The organism is Staphylococcus sp. SA22 (assembly GCF_054165785.1).
In genome coordinates this window covers 22,600-39,250 of sequence record NZ_JBSZQY010000016.1, presented here as the reverse complement: position 1 = coordinate 39,250, position 16,651 = coordinate 22,600, and the positions used below count along the sequence as shown (strand labels likewise).

General features: G+C 32.1%; 14 protein-coding genes, 2 tRNA genes and 1 riboswitch. Of the genes, 6 read left to right on the top strand and 10 right to left on the bottom strand.

Annotation, left to right across the window (positions count from 1 at the left end; translation table 11 throughout):
- Positions 1–329: 329 nt before the first annotated feature.
- Both ACXQH5_RS11795 and ACXQH5_RS11790 read right to left on the bottom strand, forming a co-directional pair.
- Complete coding sequence (locus ACXQH5_RS11795; protein ID WP_001033867.1) at positions 330–932, bottom strand: CPBP family glutamic-type intramembrane protease; 603 nt, start codon at positions 930–932, stop codon at positions 330–332.
- Positions 933–946: 14 nt separating this feature from the next.
- On the bottom strand, positions 947–1,123 hold the full coding sequence (locus ACXQH5_RS11790; protein WP_000214898.1) for a YkvS family protein: 177 nt from the start codon (positions 1,121–1,123) through the stop codon (positions 947–949).
- Between the two features lie 198 nt (positions 1,124–1,321).
- Here ACXQH5_RS11790 and ACXQH5_RS11785 point away from each other — a divergent pair, with 198 nt between their 5' ends.
- The gene (locus tag ACXQH5_RS11785; protein ID WP_000668820.1) at positions 1,322–2,308 is read left to right on the top strand and encodes a lipoate--protein ligase; all 987 of its coding nucleotides are present in this window, start codon (positions 1,322–1,324) and stop codon (positions 2,306–2,308) included.
- Positions 2,309–2,388: 80 nt separating this feature from the next.
- On the opposite strand, the gene ACXQH5_RS11780 is transcribed toward ACXQH5_RS11785, so the two are convergent.
- On the bottom strand, positions 2,389–2,607 hold the full coding sequence (locus ACXQH5_RS11780) for an IDEAL domain-containing protein (protein ID WP_000876826.1): 219 nt from the start codon (positions 2,605–2,607) through the stop codon (positions 2,389–2,391).
- Between the two features lie 209 nt (positions 2,608–2,816).
- On the opposite strand from ACXQH5_RS11780, the gene ACXQH5_RS11775 reads away from it, so the two are divergent.
- The 3 genes from ACXQH5_RS11775 (at position 2,817) to ACXQH5_RS11765 (ending at position 3,693) form a co-directional block, all read left to right on the top strand.
- Positions 2,817–3,386: a competence protein ComK gene (locus ACXQH5_RS11775; protein ID WP_000287265.1), complete on the top strand. Its 570-nt coding sequence runs from the start codon at positions 2,817–2,819 to the stop codon at positions 3,384–3,386.
- Positions 3,387–3,527: 141 nt separating this feature from the next.
- Positions 3,528–3,602 (top strand) — tRNA-Asn (locus ACXQH5_RS11770).
- Between the two features lie 2 nt (positions 3,603–3,604).
- Positions 3,605–3,693: transfer RNA gene (locus ACXQH5_RS11765), tRNA-Ser, on the top strand.
- A 181-nt stretch (positions 3,694–3,874) separates the two neighbouring features.
- Here ACXQH5_RS11765 and ACXQH5_RS11760 read toward each other — a convergent pair.
- The 7 genes from ACXQH5_RS11760 to ACXQH5_RS11730 all read right to left on the bottom strand — a co-directional run bounded on the left by ACXQH5_RS11760 (position 3,875) and on the right by ACXQH5_RS11730 (position 13,832).
- Positions 3,875–5,386: a bifunctional metallophosphatase/5'-nucleotidase gene (locus ACXQH5_RS11760; protein WP_000414178.1), complete on the bottom strand. Its 1,512-nt coding sequence runs from the start codon at positions 5,384–5,386 to the stop codon at positions 3,875–3,877.
- A 138-nt stretch (positions 5,387–5,524) separates the two neighbouring features.
- Complete coding sequence (locus ACXQH5_RS11755) at positions 5,525–6,883, bottom strand: TrkH family potassium uptake protein (RefSeq protein ID WP_000021872.1); 1,359 nt, start codon at positions 6,881–6,883, stop codon at positions 5,525–5,527.
- 16 nt (positions 6,884–6,899) lie between these two features.
- Positions 6,900–9,224: a S1C family serine protease gene (locus ACXQH5_RS11750; protein ID WP_078064575.1), complete on the bottom strand. Its 2,325-nt coding sequence runs from the start codon at positions 9,222–9,224 to the stop codon at positions 6,900–6,902.
- 215 nt (positions 9,225–9,439) lie between these two features.
- Positions 9,440–10,243 carry a TerC family protein gene (locus tag ACXQH5_RS11745; protein ID WP_000928413.1) on the bottom strand — a complete coding sequence of 268 codons (804 nt, stop codon included), beginning with the start codon at positions 10,241–10,243 and terminating at the stop codon, positions 9,440–9,442.
- Positions 10,244–10,317: 74 nt separating this feature from the next.
- Positions 10,318–10,425: riboswitch (yybP-ykoY riboswitch) on the bottom strand.
- Between the two features lie 119 nt (positions 10,426–10,544).
- Positions 10,545–12,107, bottom strand: coding sequence for a peptide chain release factor 3 (locus tag ACXQH5_RS11740; RefSeq protein ID WP_001049958.1), 1,563 nt, complete (start codon positions 12,105–12,107; stop codon positions 10,545–10,547).
- Positions 12,107–12,358 carry a YueH family protein gene (locus ACXQH5_RS11735; RefSeq protein ID WP_000247588.1) on the bottom strand — a complete coding sequence of 84 codons (252 nt, stop codon included), beginning with the start codon at positions 12,356–12,358 and terminating at the stop codon, positions 12,107–12,109. The genes ACXQH5_RS11740 and ACXQH5_RS11735 overlap by 1 nt, the downstream gene beginning before the upstream one ends.
- Positions 12,348–13,832: a UDP-N-acetylmuramoyl-L-alanyl-D-glutamate--L-lysine ligase gene (locus ACXQH5_RS11730; RefSeq protein ID WP_000340127.1), complete on the bottom strand. Its 1,485-nt coding sequence runs from the start codon at positions 13,830–13,832 to the stop codon at positions 12,348–12,350. The genes ACXQH5_RS11735 and ACXQH5_RS11730 overlap by 11 nt, the downstream gene beginning before the upstream one ends.
- Positions 13,833–14,264: 432 nt before the next feature.
- On the opposite strand from ACXQH5_RS11730, the gene ACXQH5_RS11725 reads away from it, so the two are divergent.
- Together ACXQH5_RS11725 and ltaA are read left to right on the top strand one after the other, a co-directional pair.
- Positions 14,265–15,440: a diglucosyl diacylglycerol synthase gene (locus tag ACXQH5_RS11725; protein WP_000258650.1), complete on the top strand. Its 1,176-nt coding sequence runs from the start codon at positions 14,265–14,267 to the stop codon at positions 15,438–15,440.
- Positions 15,418–16,608: a lipoteichoic acid biosynthesis MFS flippase LtaA gene (gene ltaA / locus ACXQH5_RS11720; protein WP_001154228.1), complete on the top strand. Its 1,191-nt coding sequence runs from the start codon at positions 15,418–15,420 to the stop codon at positions 16,606–16,608. Before ACXQH5_RS11725 ends, ltaA begins: the two co-directional genes overlap by 23 nt.
- Positions 16,609–16,651 lie beyond the last annotated feature (43 nt).

The following is a 16,651-nucleotide window of genomic DNA, read 5'->3' as shown; positions in this document are numbered from 1 at the left end:
GTATTTCAAAGTAAAATTACATGTTAATACGTAGTATTAATGGCGAGACTCCTGAGGGAGCAGTGCCAGTCGAAGACAGGGGCCCCAACACAGAAGCTGACATATAGTCAGCTTACAACAATGTGCCGGTTGGGGTGGCTGAGACGGCACCCTAGGAAGGGACCCATCATCAAAAATTCTATTTATAGAATTTTACAGTAATGTGCCAGATGGGCATAGCGAAGCCATTCAATACGAAGTATTGTATAAATAGAGAACAGCAGTAAGATATTTTCTAATTGAAAATTATCTTACTGCTGTTTTTTAGGGATTTATGTCCCAGCCTGTATTTAAGCATTAAAAATTAATAACAATATAATAGCTACAATTTGCGCAACGGATGTTGTTGCTATGCGTCGAGTATACTCATAGCTTAATGATAATATCACTTGTGCAACAAATATAAATGTTACTATCCACCAATTATCTAAATAAATAAATAATGAACTTGAACAAATTGCAGTTATTAATATAGCTACCCATTTCGGTATTGAAAAATGTGTTAATTCTTTTTGTAAAACAGTTCTCATATATAACTCGTGACATGGAATGACAAAAAGTAAAGTTACTAACATTTGCCACTTCCAATTGACACCTGTTCTTGCTAATTCTTTAATTAATGAACTATAACTTAAATTAGAAGTTATAAGTGAGAATAAAAGTTGAAGCATAATTAAAATAATTGCCGTAATAATACCAACACCAATTGATGTAAGCAACCGCTTAGATTCAATATCTCTTTGATAAAACACATAACTGATACCAGCAATTAGCATTATACCTGTATATAAATACCAGTATTCTTGGTGTTCGCCCCACATAATAAATAATATGAGATGAAATATAATGAAACTTATAATAAACCAAGTTAAAGCCTTCGAGATTTTATTCATTATAACTTACCTTCTTATTCAACAATCTTATATCGTTTATGATTGATAACAGTTTTTTCCGGTAAATCAAGGTCATTAAAATTTTCCATAATTGTTAAGTCAACAATAACAGAGTTATCGTTGATTTTTTCAACACGACCTCTTAATCCATCCATAAACTCAACAATGTTACCCACTTCTGCAACAGTCATTTTAAGTCCTCCTTAAATCATAACTAAATTATATTGTACTAAAATTCACTTAACAAATAAACTATTAACAATCAAAAATAATAAAATGTAACTTTAAGCCGATATTTAGAATGATTTGTGAGTATATAATTGGCATTTTGAGCAAAGTTAAGGCATAAATAAATAGAGAATATATATAGATATAAGGGAGAGATTGTAATGAAATTCATTAGTAATAATAATATTACAGATCCAACTTTAAACTTAGCAATGGAAGAATATGTTTTAAAAAATTTACCAGCAGAAGAAAGTTACTTTTTATTTTACATAAATAGACCATCTATCATTGTTGGAAAGAATCAAAATACGATAGAGGAAGTAAATCAGACATATATAGATGCTCATAACATCGATGTAGTTAGAAGAATTTCTGGTGGTGGCGCTGTTTATCATGATACTGGCAATTTAAACTTTAGTTTTATAACAGATGATGATGGCAACAGTTTCCACAATTTCCAAAAATTCACTGAACCAATTGTTCAAGCATTACAATCTTTAGGCGTAAATGCTGAATTAACTGGTCGTAACGATATTCAAGTTGGACAAGCGAAAATCTCAGGGAATGCTATGGTTAAAGTTAAAAATAGAATGTTTAGTCATGGTACGTTGATGTTAAATAGTGATTTAGACGAAGTTCAGAATGCACTAAAAGTTAATCCAGCTAAGATTAAATCAAAAGGTATTAAATCTGTTCGTAAACGAGTAGCAAACATTCAAGAATTTTTAAATGACCCTTTAGAAATTGAAGAATTTAAAAAAATCATCTTGAAAACTATCTTTGGAGAAACTGAAGTAGAAGAATATAAATTAACGGATGAAGATTGGGAAAATATTGAAAAGTTAAGTAACGACAAATATAGAACTTGGGAATGGAATTATGGAAGAAACCCTAAATATAACTTTGAACGCGAGGAAAAATTTGAAAAAGGATTTGTACAAATCAAGTTTGATGTTAAACGAGGTAAAATCGAACATGCAAAAATTTTCGGTGATTTCTTTGGTGTCGGAGATGTCACTGACCTTGAAAATGCATTAGTTGGCTGTCTACACGACTTTGAGCACATAGAAGAAGCACTATCAGAATATGATTTATATCACTATTTCGGTGACATAGATAGACATGAATTAATTAGATTAATGTCATAAACGATTAAAGGACTATTCTTACATGTATGAGATGTTAAGAATAGTCCTTTTATGATTGCGTTATAGAATTCGAATCAATGTTATTCACCGAGAAATGCCTCCAAATTTTTGTATTCTGCCGTATATTGATTAAATGCTGCTTCATCTTTATTGACGAGTGCGTCATCTATAAGTTCTATGAGCTGTCGTTTTCTTACCTCTCGAAGTGCTTCATTGATAATTAATTCAATACCCAAATCATTGACGGTTGTGACAAACGCTTCTAAAGTTGTATGTTTAACATTAGTATTGTATTTCATAGAAACCACTACCTTTCTTTAATTTATAATAAGTATACATTTTTCTAATTTTGAAATCAATGAATATTCTGACTATTAGTTAAAAAATATTGTACATTTTCACCAAAATAATAACTTGACAACTCAGGATTTTATTATAAAATATCTTTATATCATTAATTGTATTTTTATATTAATGGTTTAAAACTTAATAAAGCGAGGTTTTGCTTATGTATTCTCAAAATATTTATGTGATACGCAAAGGAGACATGGTTATTCGACCAGCATTTGATGATGACGATCAAAGAAATGGTAGCGAAATAATTCGGTTTGACAAAACGCGTATTCAAAATCCTTTTAAAGTCCAGAAAATCATTGAACGCTCTTGCAAATTTTATGGTAATACTTATCTTGGCAAGAAAGCAGAGACAAACCGCATCACTGGCATTTCTAGTAAACCACCTATTTTACTAACACCATTATTTCCAACTTATTTTTTCCCAACACATTCTGACAGACAAAATGAAAATATTTGGTTAAATATGCATTATATCGAAAGTATTAAAGAATTAAAAAATCGTAAATGTAAAGTGACATTTATTAATAATGAATCAATCATTCTTCATGTTTCATACCACAGTTTATGGCATCAATATAACAATTCCATTTTTTACTATTATATGGTAGATAAACAATCTCGCATGATATCAAAAAATCCCGACCAACCAATAGATTATAATAAAGCCACATTGAATGTGTTTGAAGCATTGACACGCTATTCTTTATTTGAAGATAAATAAATTGTTTATTTTTAAAATATGCGGAATGTTTTATAAAAATAGTGTAAATGTTCTGCATATTTTTTTAAGGTATCTATTGCAAATTAACTTAATCTTGTTATAATAATATTTGTGCTTGATATTCAAACACATACAAATTAATCCACAGTAGCTCAGTGGTAGAGCTATCGGCTGTTAACCGATCGGTCGTAGGTTCGAGTCCTACCTGTGGAGCCATTGGAAACGTACTCAAGTTGGCTGAAGAGGCGCCCCTGCTAAGGGTGTAGGTCGCGAAAGCGGCGCGAGGGTTCGAATCCCTCCGTTTCCGTTACTTGCTTAAATGGTATATACCATTTAAGCTTTTTTGTTTACTTATATATATAATGAATGAGAATTTCAATGTTCTTTTATATCAATTTTATAATTCTAAAAACCTTTCCTAGTTAATCTTCTCTAAGAAAGGTTTTTATACTTGTTAAACTTATAATTAATTTATTACATAGCAATATTTACCTGTTTTTAACTACAAAATTATCACTACATGAAATACGATAATTCGGATCTCTTAACTTCTCTGCAATTAATGTACTCATCGTTTCATCGTATGATTCATGTATAATAGCATTTTTTAAATAATTCTTGTAGTTACGATAACAATAGTCAGTCATTGTAACTCTATAACTCTTAGTCAAATCAATTTGATCTAACATTACTCGTTGCCCAGGTTCTTGATTCATATCAATCTCATAATTGAATCCTTGCCACATTGTACATAATGTTTCATCAATAATTGTTAAGCTTAATTGCTCGTTAACAAAATCTAAATGTGAATAACTATACTCCAATATATCTTTGATATTTTGACCACTAATTGTCATATCCATGGGCTTATCTGGATATGGGTATGCATGATACAAATCTTCATTTCGAATCTGTCCACTCAACCCCTTCTCTCCGTTCATAGGCACGTGGACACATGTTATATCATTATCAAATGCAAGGTGAATTGCATCATGTAATAATTGCGAAAAAGGATGTGTTTGACAGACTAAATCTTGTAACCCATTTACTGATAACATCAAACCTTTATCACTTATGATTTCCTGTGACCAATAAGCCACTGCTTTTCTATCATAGAATGTTAAATCTAATAATTCTTGATCCTCTTCATACTCATTTAAGTCAATCACTTTAGAATCAATACTTTCAACATCATAAGTTGTTGTTCTCTTTTTAAAATTAATCGAAAGATGTACAAGCTCTTTTGCATCTTGACCAGCCTGAACATAATACGTTTCATGATCTTGACCGACAATTGTTTGATGCTGATGAGCTGTAATCATTAAATCTATAACACCGAGTTCTTCCATTAATTTTTCAGCTTCATTCGAACTTGCCTTTTTATTTTTCGTGCTATTACTAATTTTATTCAATCCACCATGATAAATTACAATCAAAAAATCTGGCTCTTCAACTTCATGGATATATCTAATCCATCGTTTTGAGGCCACTAATGTCTTTTCAATAGATACATCTTGCTCCATTTCAGAATACTCATTTTCCATTAAACCATCTGCTGTAACGCCTACGATAGCAATTTTTAAGTCACCAAAATGTTTAATACAATATGGAGTTGAAAAATAAGGCTCCTTAGTAACATTGTATTCAATATTTGCTGATAACCATGGAAAACGTGCCAAAGCAATTGAACGAGTTAAAAATGATAAACCAAACTTGAATTCACTTGGACTCACACCGCTAGCATCATAATGCATTCTGTTCATCAACTTTATCATTGGATGTCGTTTATAAGGTGCAACAATAGCATAATAATAGGCCGCTAACGAGCCAGCTAAACTTCCGCCACTATCTAATAAAATGACGCGATGATTTTGTGCTCTTACTTGGTTAACATAAGTACCAGCTCTATAAATATTTGAACCATAATCACCATTTAAGAAATGACTATGCATATCTGACGTAGTTAAAATCTCTACATTAATGTTTTCATTTTTTTCCATCATGTTACACCTCTCATTGTTACTAGTTTACCATTTTCAAAACCAATCGTCTTATAAAATAAGTTAAAAATACAAACTAAAAAAGCAATCTAAGTTCCAGTTAAAATCTACATTAACTAAACTTAGATTGCTATTATATTATCCTATTTGAATACGTTCTTTTGGATAATGGAATTTATCTGGTTCTCGACGTCCTGCTATCATAATGATAAATGATATTAAGCCAACACGTCCTATAAACATGAGTACCATTAGTACGACCTTGGAAATATCACTAATATCACTTGTGACACCAAGCGATAGTCCACAAGTTCCAAATGCAGACATGACTTCAAAAAATACTTGTAAAAATGTAAGCTTACCATTTTCAGTAGCTGATATAATTAGCATTCCTAAAAATGTTAAAATTGTCGCCATTGTAAATACTGCAAATGAACGTTGAATATCCATAATGTGTACTTCTCTATTGTATACTTTTATGGATGTTTTATCGGCATTATTACTAAAGTTAATTAAAAACAAAATTAAAATAGCGAAAGTTGTTGTACGAATACCGCCACCAACCGAACTTGGTGAAGAACCTATAAACATTAAAATACCCATGATAATATTCGTAGGGTCACTTAGTGTTGTCACATCAATTGTTTGAAGACCCGCACTTCTTGTAGTCGCTGATTGAAACAGTGAATAGAATAACGATTGATGCCAACTTAATCCTTTGAACGCATGGTTATGTTCAAATAATAGAATGGCTAATACCCCAACAATAAATAGGAATAAATATGTTGATGTCGTAATTTTAGTAAATAATGAAAATCTAAAATTAGTAACCCTATTTTGAATATAAGCTTTAACTTCTAATAATACTGGGAAGCCGATTGATCCTAAAATTATTAAAAATATAACTATCGCTTGTACAAAATAATCATGTGCATAAGGAATTAATGACTTACCTGTAATATCTAGTCCACCATTGGTAGTGGCAGAAATAGAAACAAAAACACCTTGCATGATTGCATATTTTAAATCTGGATTATCTCGATAAAAGTAAAATGCTAATAACATGGCTCCTACGAGTTCGATTACAAATATTGATTTTACAATATCAATAATCAATTTGACGGTACCACTCATTGTGTTTTTGTTATTATCTAACATAATTAACTGACGTTCTCTAATTCCAATATGTTTACCTAGTACCACCCATAACATCGTACCAATTGCCATGACGCCAATTCCACCAATATTTAATATCACGAGGATAATTAATTGTCCAAATGTAGAATAGGTATCGACAATACTTATCGGAGACAATCCAGTAACACTAATTCCGGATACGGCAACAAATAATGTGTCAATTGGATTTACTTCTACACCTGGTTTATGAACATACGGTAAGTTTAATAATAAAAATGCAACGACAATTGCGACGATATAGTACAATACAATACCTTGTTGAGGGCTTGATCTTTTTAAAAACTGGCTAAAAATTGACACGTTGTTCACCTCAACATTATTTTAGTTTAATATTAATTTCTTTCTCTTTACCATCTCTATAAATCTTCGCTGTAATTGATTTCAAGTCATCTTTATGACTAAATATAATCTGCCTAAAGCGTAAATCATCTTCTAAAAGTTTGCCATCTAATTCAGTAATTACATCACCTTTTTTCAGACCAGATTGATCTGCTAAACCATTGTTGTCAACTTGATCTACAACAACACCGTTCTTAACTTTTCCTGGCAATTTAACTGCTTGTCTTTCAAAACTATTTAGATTGGCAATATTCTTCATTTTAACACCTACATCCGGATAGTCAATTTTACCTTTTGTTTCTAAATCTTTTACAATCTTTTGTACTTCATTAACAGGTATTGCAAATGACATATTTTCAACATTTGGCATACTAATTTTAGCTGCAACTACACCAATTAATTTTCCTTCTCTATTGACGACAGCACCACCCGAGTTACCTGGATTTACTGATGCATCAATTTGGAAAGCTTTCATCAACATATCATATTTATTATCTTTATCGAAATCAATAGGAACATTTCTGTTCAGACCTGAAATAATACCTTCTGTCACAGTGCCTTTAAAGTCTACACCAAGTGGATTACCTACGACTAATATTGGCTCTCCTAACACTAAATTATTTGAATCTCCAATAGCTATCTCTTTCACTGAACTGTCTGAAGAAGTCGCTTTAACAACAGCTAAATCTGACCATTTATCTTTACCAAGCACTTTCCCAACAACACTTTTATTATTCGAGAAAGTTATTTTTTGATTTTCTTTATCACCGACAACGTGTGCATTCGTAACAATATATAACGTATCTCCAGATTTTTTATATACAACACCTGATCCTACTTCGTCTTGAGATGCTTTATCTTTAGGTAATGATGAATCTTTTGATGTTTCATTTTCAACTGTAACGACCGATTTAACTGTGTTATTGGCATTTTTCATCGTTGTCGTATATTTTTGAGCATCTGCATCATTATTATCATTCATGCGATCATTTTTATTCACATTATTAAAAATGGCATTCAAAATAACAATTAGAATAATAATACCCATTAGAATAACTAATTTAGGCCAATACATCATCCAAAACTTTTTCAAAATGTCACTATAATTATTATTTGTAGCGCGCCCTTTGTTCAATTTTGATGTAGCCTTTTTTTGATTATTATTTGCCGATGTCTTTGTATTTGGTTTTTGATTCTTTAATTTATCATGGTCATTAATAGCCATATTTCTTTTTTCAGTTCTACGATGAGATGCACTTGACTGATTTTGATATCCCACCGTTTCAGACGAGTCTGCATTTTGTTTATGTTTATCTTCGACATGAATTTTTTCATCAAGTTTTCGAGCGTCATCTGTTTTTGATAATGATGGCGTATTGATATCATTATCAGGATTATCGTCAACAATACGATCTTCTCTCATAACGTTATCTTTATCATCACTTATCGATGGTGTATGATGACTTAAATCATTTTCATGATTAGACTTGTCATTTTGTTCGCTATCACCATATGTATAGGTTTTTGTTTGCTCATTTTGACTTTGCTGTCTTTTCAATTTCTGTTCTTCCGGCAAAGTCAATGGCTTCTGATTATTTACTTCATCATCAGATTCCGACAATTTTGTTTCTGTATTTGATTTGTCTGATAATACTTCAGATTTCAGATTACTACTTTTATTTCCATCTGAACTGTCTTTTTTTATTTTCTCTGTCTGCATCGAGCTGTCTGAATCAGTTCTTGAAGACTCAAAATCAATTCTAGTCTCTTTATCATGTTCTGAAGGTTTAGAAAGTACATGTTGCTCTTCATGACCAACTTTGTTTTTATCTGAACTTAGCTTTCTCATGTCAGTTGATTCTACTTTATCGGTTGATTTAGTTGATAAAGTCGCTTCAGTATTTTGATCATAATATTTTGATTTCTCTGTATCTTGGTCCACTGAATCTAATGAATTTTGTTTTTTAGATACATCGTCTGTTAAATAATGATTTCTGTTATATGCTGATTTACTATCCTGATTACTTTTACTTTCTTCAGCTTTATCCTCATTAAGATCACGGTTTCTCTGTTCTAAATGCGATGATAAACTATTTTTAAAACGTTCGTGCTTATCAATTGAATCTTTATGTATTTGCTTATCTGCTTTTTTTGATGTTGTATTATCTATATTTTGTTTATCTTGATGTTGATTTAAATTTTCTTCTCTGTCTTCGTTGTGGAAGAATTCACGACGCTTACGTCGGTACTGACTTTTAGGAATTACATGTTTTTTACCAATATCCACTAATGTCCACTCCATTCAATAAAATCACTTTTCATTATGACACATTAACACTTAATTTGCTTTAAAATCTATATAATTTCTATTGAAAAAATGCTAAATATAAAAGGCACATTTTCTTAATACTATATCGCATCTTTTGATTCATATTCTTCAAAATCCATTTTCGTGGTTATCCACCAAATGAAAAAGGACAACCTTAAACTAAATTAAGATTGTCCGCTTCACATCAATTATTTATGCGATTTTTTATTTTTAACAACTGAACCTAACCAACCGATAATTACTAATCCAATTAGTACTGTCCAGAAAATAGATTGCCATAATACGCCATGTGGGAAGTGCTCAGGCAATACAGCAATGTCTGGGTGCGCTAATACCATGACAACTAACTTAACACCTACCCAACCAACGATCGCGAAGGCTGCACCTTCAAGTCCTGGATATTTGTTTAATAGCTCTACGAACCATGTTGCTGCATAACGCATTAGAATAACACCAATCATTCCACCTAGGAACATGACTACGAACTGACCTAAGTCCATACCACCAAAGTGAATACCAACTTTAGGAAGTGTTACAGCAATAGCTAAAGCAGCAAGCATAGAATCAATGGCAAATGCGATATCTGCAAATTCTATTTTCAACACAGTTCCCCAGAATGATTTGTTACTTGCTTTAATCTCTTCACCAGATTCATCATAATGATGATCATCTCCAGCTTCAGGACTTTCAATTTCTGGGTGTTTAAAGAACTGCCACAGATTTTTGATTGACATATAAATTAAGTAAACCGCTCCTGCAGCTTGAATAAACCAAAAGTTCGCGATAATACTAATCAAGAATAATGCTAAAAATCTAAATACAAATGCACCTAACAAACCGTAAAACAAAGCTTTTTTACGTTGTTCGGGTGGTAAGTGCTTAACCATTACAGCCATAACTATCGCGTTATCTGCTGCTAATAAGCCTTCTAAAAATACTAAAACGACAAGTACCCATAAATAAGGTAAGATCAAACTTGGATCCATTAACATGTACAACTCCTTTAAATAAATAAGTTAAGTACAAACAAAAAGACCTATGCTAAATAAATAGCAAAGGTCTCACTAAGCAATTTAAATTGCCCACTTTACCGGAAGATATCTTCGTAATGACGATAAAGTGTCGAATCATTTATACGGTCATGATTCTTAAGTTACTCCCCTCTGACAAAATGCCATAGGTTATTCATTTGATACATCATAGTATACCTTTTTCTTTTAAAATATACAATTTATTTTTCTTCAACGAAACAATTATTTTTAAAGTAACAAATTCGATTATACTATTGAGCCGTTAAAGTAAACTATACAATTTAATTTCAGGGAATTTCTCTTCGAACCATCTTGTTGCAAATTCATTTTCAAATAAGAATACTAAATCGTCATATCTATCTTTCACTAAAATCGATCTTGATGTGTTCATCTTATCTGTAATTTGGTCTTCATTTTCAATCCAACGTGCAATTTTACGGCCTACTGGCTCCATAACAACATCAACATTATATTCGTTTTTCATTCTATGTTCGAAAACTTCAAATTGTAACTGACCAACAGCACCTAAAATAATTTGGTTTGTGTGTAATGTTTTATAGTATTGAATCGCACCTTCTTGTACTAATTGTTCAATACCTTTATGGAAATGCTTCTGTTTCATGACGTTTTTAGCAGAAACTTTCATAAAAATTTCTGGCGTAAATTGTGGTAAATCTTGGAAACTGTAGGTTTGTTTTCCCCCAACTAAAGTATCTCCAATTTGATAATTACCAGTATCATATAGTCCAATGATATCGCCTGCTACAGCATGATTCACAGTTTCTTTATCGTCTGCCATAAATGACGTTGAACGTGTGATCTTTTGCTTTTTATTAGTACGTTGCAAAGTAACATCCATACCACGTTCAAATGCACCACTAACGACACGCATAAAGGCAATTCTATCACGGTGTTTAGGATCCATGTTGGCTTGAATTTTAAAGATAAATCCTGAAAATGAATCATCAAACGGGCTTACTTCAACCTCTTCTTTTGTTTGTCTCGCATTTGGCATTGGCGCAAAATCAACATATGCATTTAAGAAATTTTGTACACCAAAGTTAGCTAAAGCTGAACCGAAAAATACAGATGTTAAGTCTCCACTCAACAGCGCGTCATTATCAAAGGCTTCACCCGCTTCTTCAACCAACATTAATTCTTCAATCGCTTGTTCAAAAGCACTATCATTTGTAATTGCATGATCTTCTTCCAACTCAAAATCATCATTCAAATGTAATATATTTTCTTCATCTCTAAATGGTTCAATTGTTTTAGACTTTCTATCAATGATGCCAAAGAAACTTTGCCCCATACCAATTGGCCAATTCATAGGGTATGTTTCAATATTTAATGTCTCTTCGATTTCATCTAATAATTCAAATGGTTCTTTACCTACTCGGTCTAATTTATTAATGAATGTAAAGATTGGAATACCACGCATTTTACAAACTTTAAATAACTTCAAGGTTTGTGGTTCAATACCTTTTGCACAGTCTATGACCATGACAGCACTGTCAACTGCCATTAATGTTCTATACGTATCTTCTGAAAAGTCTTCATGTCCTGGTGTATCTAAGATATTGATTTTATAATCATCATAATCAAATTGCATTACTGAACTTGTTACAGAAATACCACGTTCTTGTTCAACTTTCATCCAGTCACTTGTCGCAAATTTACCAGTCTTCTTCCCTTTAACTGTACCCGCTTCACGAATGGCACCACTAAAGTACAATAGTTTTTCAGTTAACGTTGTTTTCCCTGCATCGGGATGTGAAATAATCGCAAAAGTCTTTCTAGACTCAACTTCTTGCTTTAAGTTCATTAGTCTTTCTCCTTTTTATATGTTTCTATCCAATCTGTTAGTTGTGATGCAATCGACTCTGCCTCTTCCTCTTCTTTAAAAACAAACAATTGCATGAGTATTGCTTCAAAACAAGTTTCTTCATCTAATGTCATTGCCATCTGATATGACCAAAACCAATCTGGTATAGCAATGATTATCTGGTCATTTAATGCTTCGAATAAATAAACATCAATAGTTTTACCTTCATCAATAAGTCTTTTATTGACCAACAGGGCCACCACCGAACTTTTTGTAAGCTGCTTCAAGGCCAATTAAATCATCTCGATGTGGCACCTTAATATGCCCTGGCATGATTTGATATGGTTCTCTTCCTTTTGATGCTAAAACGACAGTATCCCCAGGCTCAGCTATGTCAATTGCATGTTTTATCCCTTCTGCACGATCATCAAATTCTATATAGTTTTGATGTGTTGCACCTTTGGCTAATTCTGCTGTTAACATTTTCGGGTCATCATTTGCCGGATTATCCGGTGTGAAAATGACATAATCTGCACGACAGGCAACTCGTCCCATTTCAGGCGTTTTAGTCAAATCACGTTCGCCTGCCATACCAACTAAAAATATCAACTTTTGCTTTACAAAAGGCTGTACTGCATCGATTAATTTGTTCATACCATCAGCTGTATGTGCATAATCGATAATTAAATCAATAGGTAACGAAGGATCTAAAACTTCTAATCGCCCTTCAACAGGTTCTAAATTTTCAACAGCTTTAATAATCGTTTCTAAAGATGTACCTTTACTCCACACCGCAATCATTGCCGCCATAATATTAGAAATATTAAACTTACCAACATAAGGCGATTTTACTGGGTAAGTTCCAAAAGGCGTTACAAAATCAAAGCTGACACCTTGTAAAGATTCTTGAATATTTTTAGCCATAAATTGGGCTTCCTCATCAATTCCATAACTAAATACTTCATAAGGCGTCACTGTTCTTAAATACTCAGAAAATGAATCGTCATTGTTTAACACGACATACTTTTCTTTCGACAAATCTTCACCTAATTGACTAAACAATAAAGACTTCGCGTGTCCGTATGCTTCCATTGTGCCATGAAAATCTAAATGGTCTTGTGTTAAATTTGAAAATATTGCAACGTCAAATTCAACGCCTCGCAGTCGTCCTAATACTAAGCCATGGCTTGATACTTCTAATGTCATGGATTCAGCGCCTGCATCAACTGCTTCTTTAATTTTCTTAGTTAAAGAAACTGTTTCTGGTGTCGTATTTGCACCTTTTGTCTTTGTTTCATTAATTTGGAAACCGTTAGTTCCTAAATATGCACTATTTTTTTGTAACTTTCTTTGAATTAAATGAATCATCGTCGCAATAGAAGTTTTACCATTTGTACCTGTTACACCAAATGTCACTAACTGATGACTCGGATAATCAAATAATGTGTGTGCTAGAATACTAGCTACTCTTAATGTGTCCGGCACAACCACTTGTGTTACGTTAGCTGGTAATGATTGTTCTTTATTGACCACTACCAACTTACACCCTTGATCAGCTACACTTTGACAGAACTTATGACTGTCTACAGTATATCCAACTGAAGCGACAAAAATGCTACCTTCTCTCGCTGTACGTGAATCAGTAGTGATATCATCTATTTGTTGTTCTAAAGAACCCAATACACGCTTTACTTTTACTTTCTTAAACAACGTACTTGCATCCAAACTGAACCGCTCCTTTTTCTACAATATGTTTATTATACACGTTTTGTTGATGTTAATAAATTTATAATTTCACTGTTATATCCTACTAATCAGCATTTTCTAATTTCTACTATTAAAAATAAAACATACGGTATTATGAATTAGTTTCACAATTATGGCTCATCTTAAATTATTAAAACCATCTTGTAACATGGTATAATATCATAATTGTTTCCAAAAATATGCTATAATTGTATACTGGATAATTTTAAATATACAAATAAAACATAGAACAATAAATTGCTTTATAAAATAACGTTTTATTTTGTATCAATTCATCTATTGATTAAAATTGCTATAAATGTAACGACTTTGCGTCTTTATTTCTTTTATAATGCCGTAAAATAAGTTACACTTAAATAAAATTTTCAAACTAACGGAGGGTGGCTATTAATGGTTACTCAAAATAAAAAGATATTGATTATTACTGGCTCATTCGGTAACGGTCATATGCAAGTTACACAGAGTATCGTTAATCAACTTAATGATATGAATCTAGACCATTTAAGCGTCATTGAGCACGATTTATTTATGGAAGCTCATCCAATCTTGACTTCTATTTGTAAAAAATGGTATATCAATAGCTTTAAATATTTTAGAAATATGTACAAAGGGTTTTATTACAGCCGCCCAGATAAACTAGACAAATGTTTCTACAAATACTATGGACTTAATAAATTAATTAATTTATTGATAAAAGAAAAGCCAGATTTAATATTATTAACATTTCCTACACCAGTTATGTCGGTACTAACTGAACAATTTAACATTAATATTCCAGTTGCTACAGTGATGACAGACTATCGCTTACATAAAAACTGGATTACGCCGTATTCAACAAGATATTATGTGGCAACAAAAGAAACGAAACAAGACTTCATAGACGTAGGTATTGATCCTTCAACAGTTAAAGTGACTGGTATTCCTATTGATAACAAATTTGAAACACCTATTAATCAAAAGCAGTGGTTAATAGACAACAACTTAGATCCAGATAAGCAAACTATTTTAATGTCAGCTGGTGCATTTGGTGTATCTAAAGGTTTTGACACGATGATCACTGATATATTAGCGAAAAGTGCAAATGCACAAGTAGTTATGATTTGTGGTAAAAGCAAAGAGCTAAAGCGTTCTTTAACAGCTAAGTTTAAATCTAACGAGAATGTATTGATTCTAGGTTATACCAAACACATGAATGAATGGATGGCATCAAGTCAACTTATGATTACGAAACCTGGTGGTATCACAATAACTGAAGGTTTCGCCCGTTGTATTCCAATGATTTTCCTAAATCCTGCACCTGGTCAAGAGCTTGAAAATGCCCTTTACTTTGAAGAAAAAGGTTTTGGTAAAATCGCTGATACTCCAGAAGAAGCAATAAAAATTGTAGCTAGTTTAACGAATGGTAATGAGCAATTAACTAACATGATTAGTACAATGGAACAAGATAAAATTAAGTATGCTACACAGACAATATGTCGAGACTTACTTGATTTAATCGGTCATTCATCACAACCACAAGAGATTTATGGAAAGGTTCCTTTATATGCAAGATTCTTCGTTAAATAATTACGCTAATCATAAAAATTTCATTTTAATGCTTATTATCTTATTTTTAATGGAATTTGCGAGAGGCATGTATATCCTAAGCTATATTAATTTCTTGCCAACAGTTACATCCATTGCTGTAGCAATAACGTCTCTAGCATTTTCAATACATTTTATTGCTGATGCATCTACAAACTTTGTTATAGGCTTTTTACTGAAAAAATTCGGCACAAAAATCGTTTTAACGACTGGATTTATTTTAGCATTTACAAGTTTATTTTTAGTTATTTGGTTTCCAGCATCACCTTTTGTAATCATATTTAGTGCTATGATGCTCGGTATTGCAGTTAGTCCTATTTGGGTCATTATGTTATCCAGTGTTGAAGAAGATAAACGTGGCAAACAAATGGGCTATGTTTATTTTTCATGGTTGTTAGGCCTATTGGTAGGTATGGTTTTTATGAATCTACTTATCAAAGTGCACCCAACACGCTTTGCCTTCATGATGTCTTTAGTCGTTTTAATTGCATGGATATTATATTATTTTGTCGATGTAAAGTTAACAAATTATAATACTCGTCCAGTTAAAGCTCAATTGAGACAAATTGTTGATGTGACAAAGCGCCATTTATTGTTGTTCCCTGGTATTCTTTTACAAGGTGCCGCAATTGCTGCCCTAGTTCCTATATTACCAACATATGCTACTAAGGTTATTAACGTAAGCACAATTGAATATACTGTTGCAATCATTATTGGTGGTATCGGCTGTGCAGTTTCGATGCTATTTTTATCGAAACTAATAGATAACCGCAGCAGAAACTATATGTATGGTGTTATTCTAAGCGGATTTATTTTATACATGATATTAATTTTCACTCTATCTATGATTGTTAATATTCACATCGTGTGGATTATCGCTTTAGCTATCGGTCTAATGTATGGCATCTTATTACCAGCATGGAATACCTTTATGGCACGATTTATCAAATCAGATGAACAAGAAGAAACTTGGGGTGTTTTTAATAGTATCCAAGGATTCGGCTCAATGATCGGGCCATTATTTGGCGGATTAATTACACAATTTACCAACAATTTAAACAATACATTTTATTTCTCGGCATTAATCTTTTTAGTCTTAGCTGTATTTTATGGAAGCTACTTTATAGCAAATAGAGAAAAAGCTAAGTAAGGTTAAAACGTATTTTAAAATAAAGAAAATGGTCATTTTTATT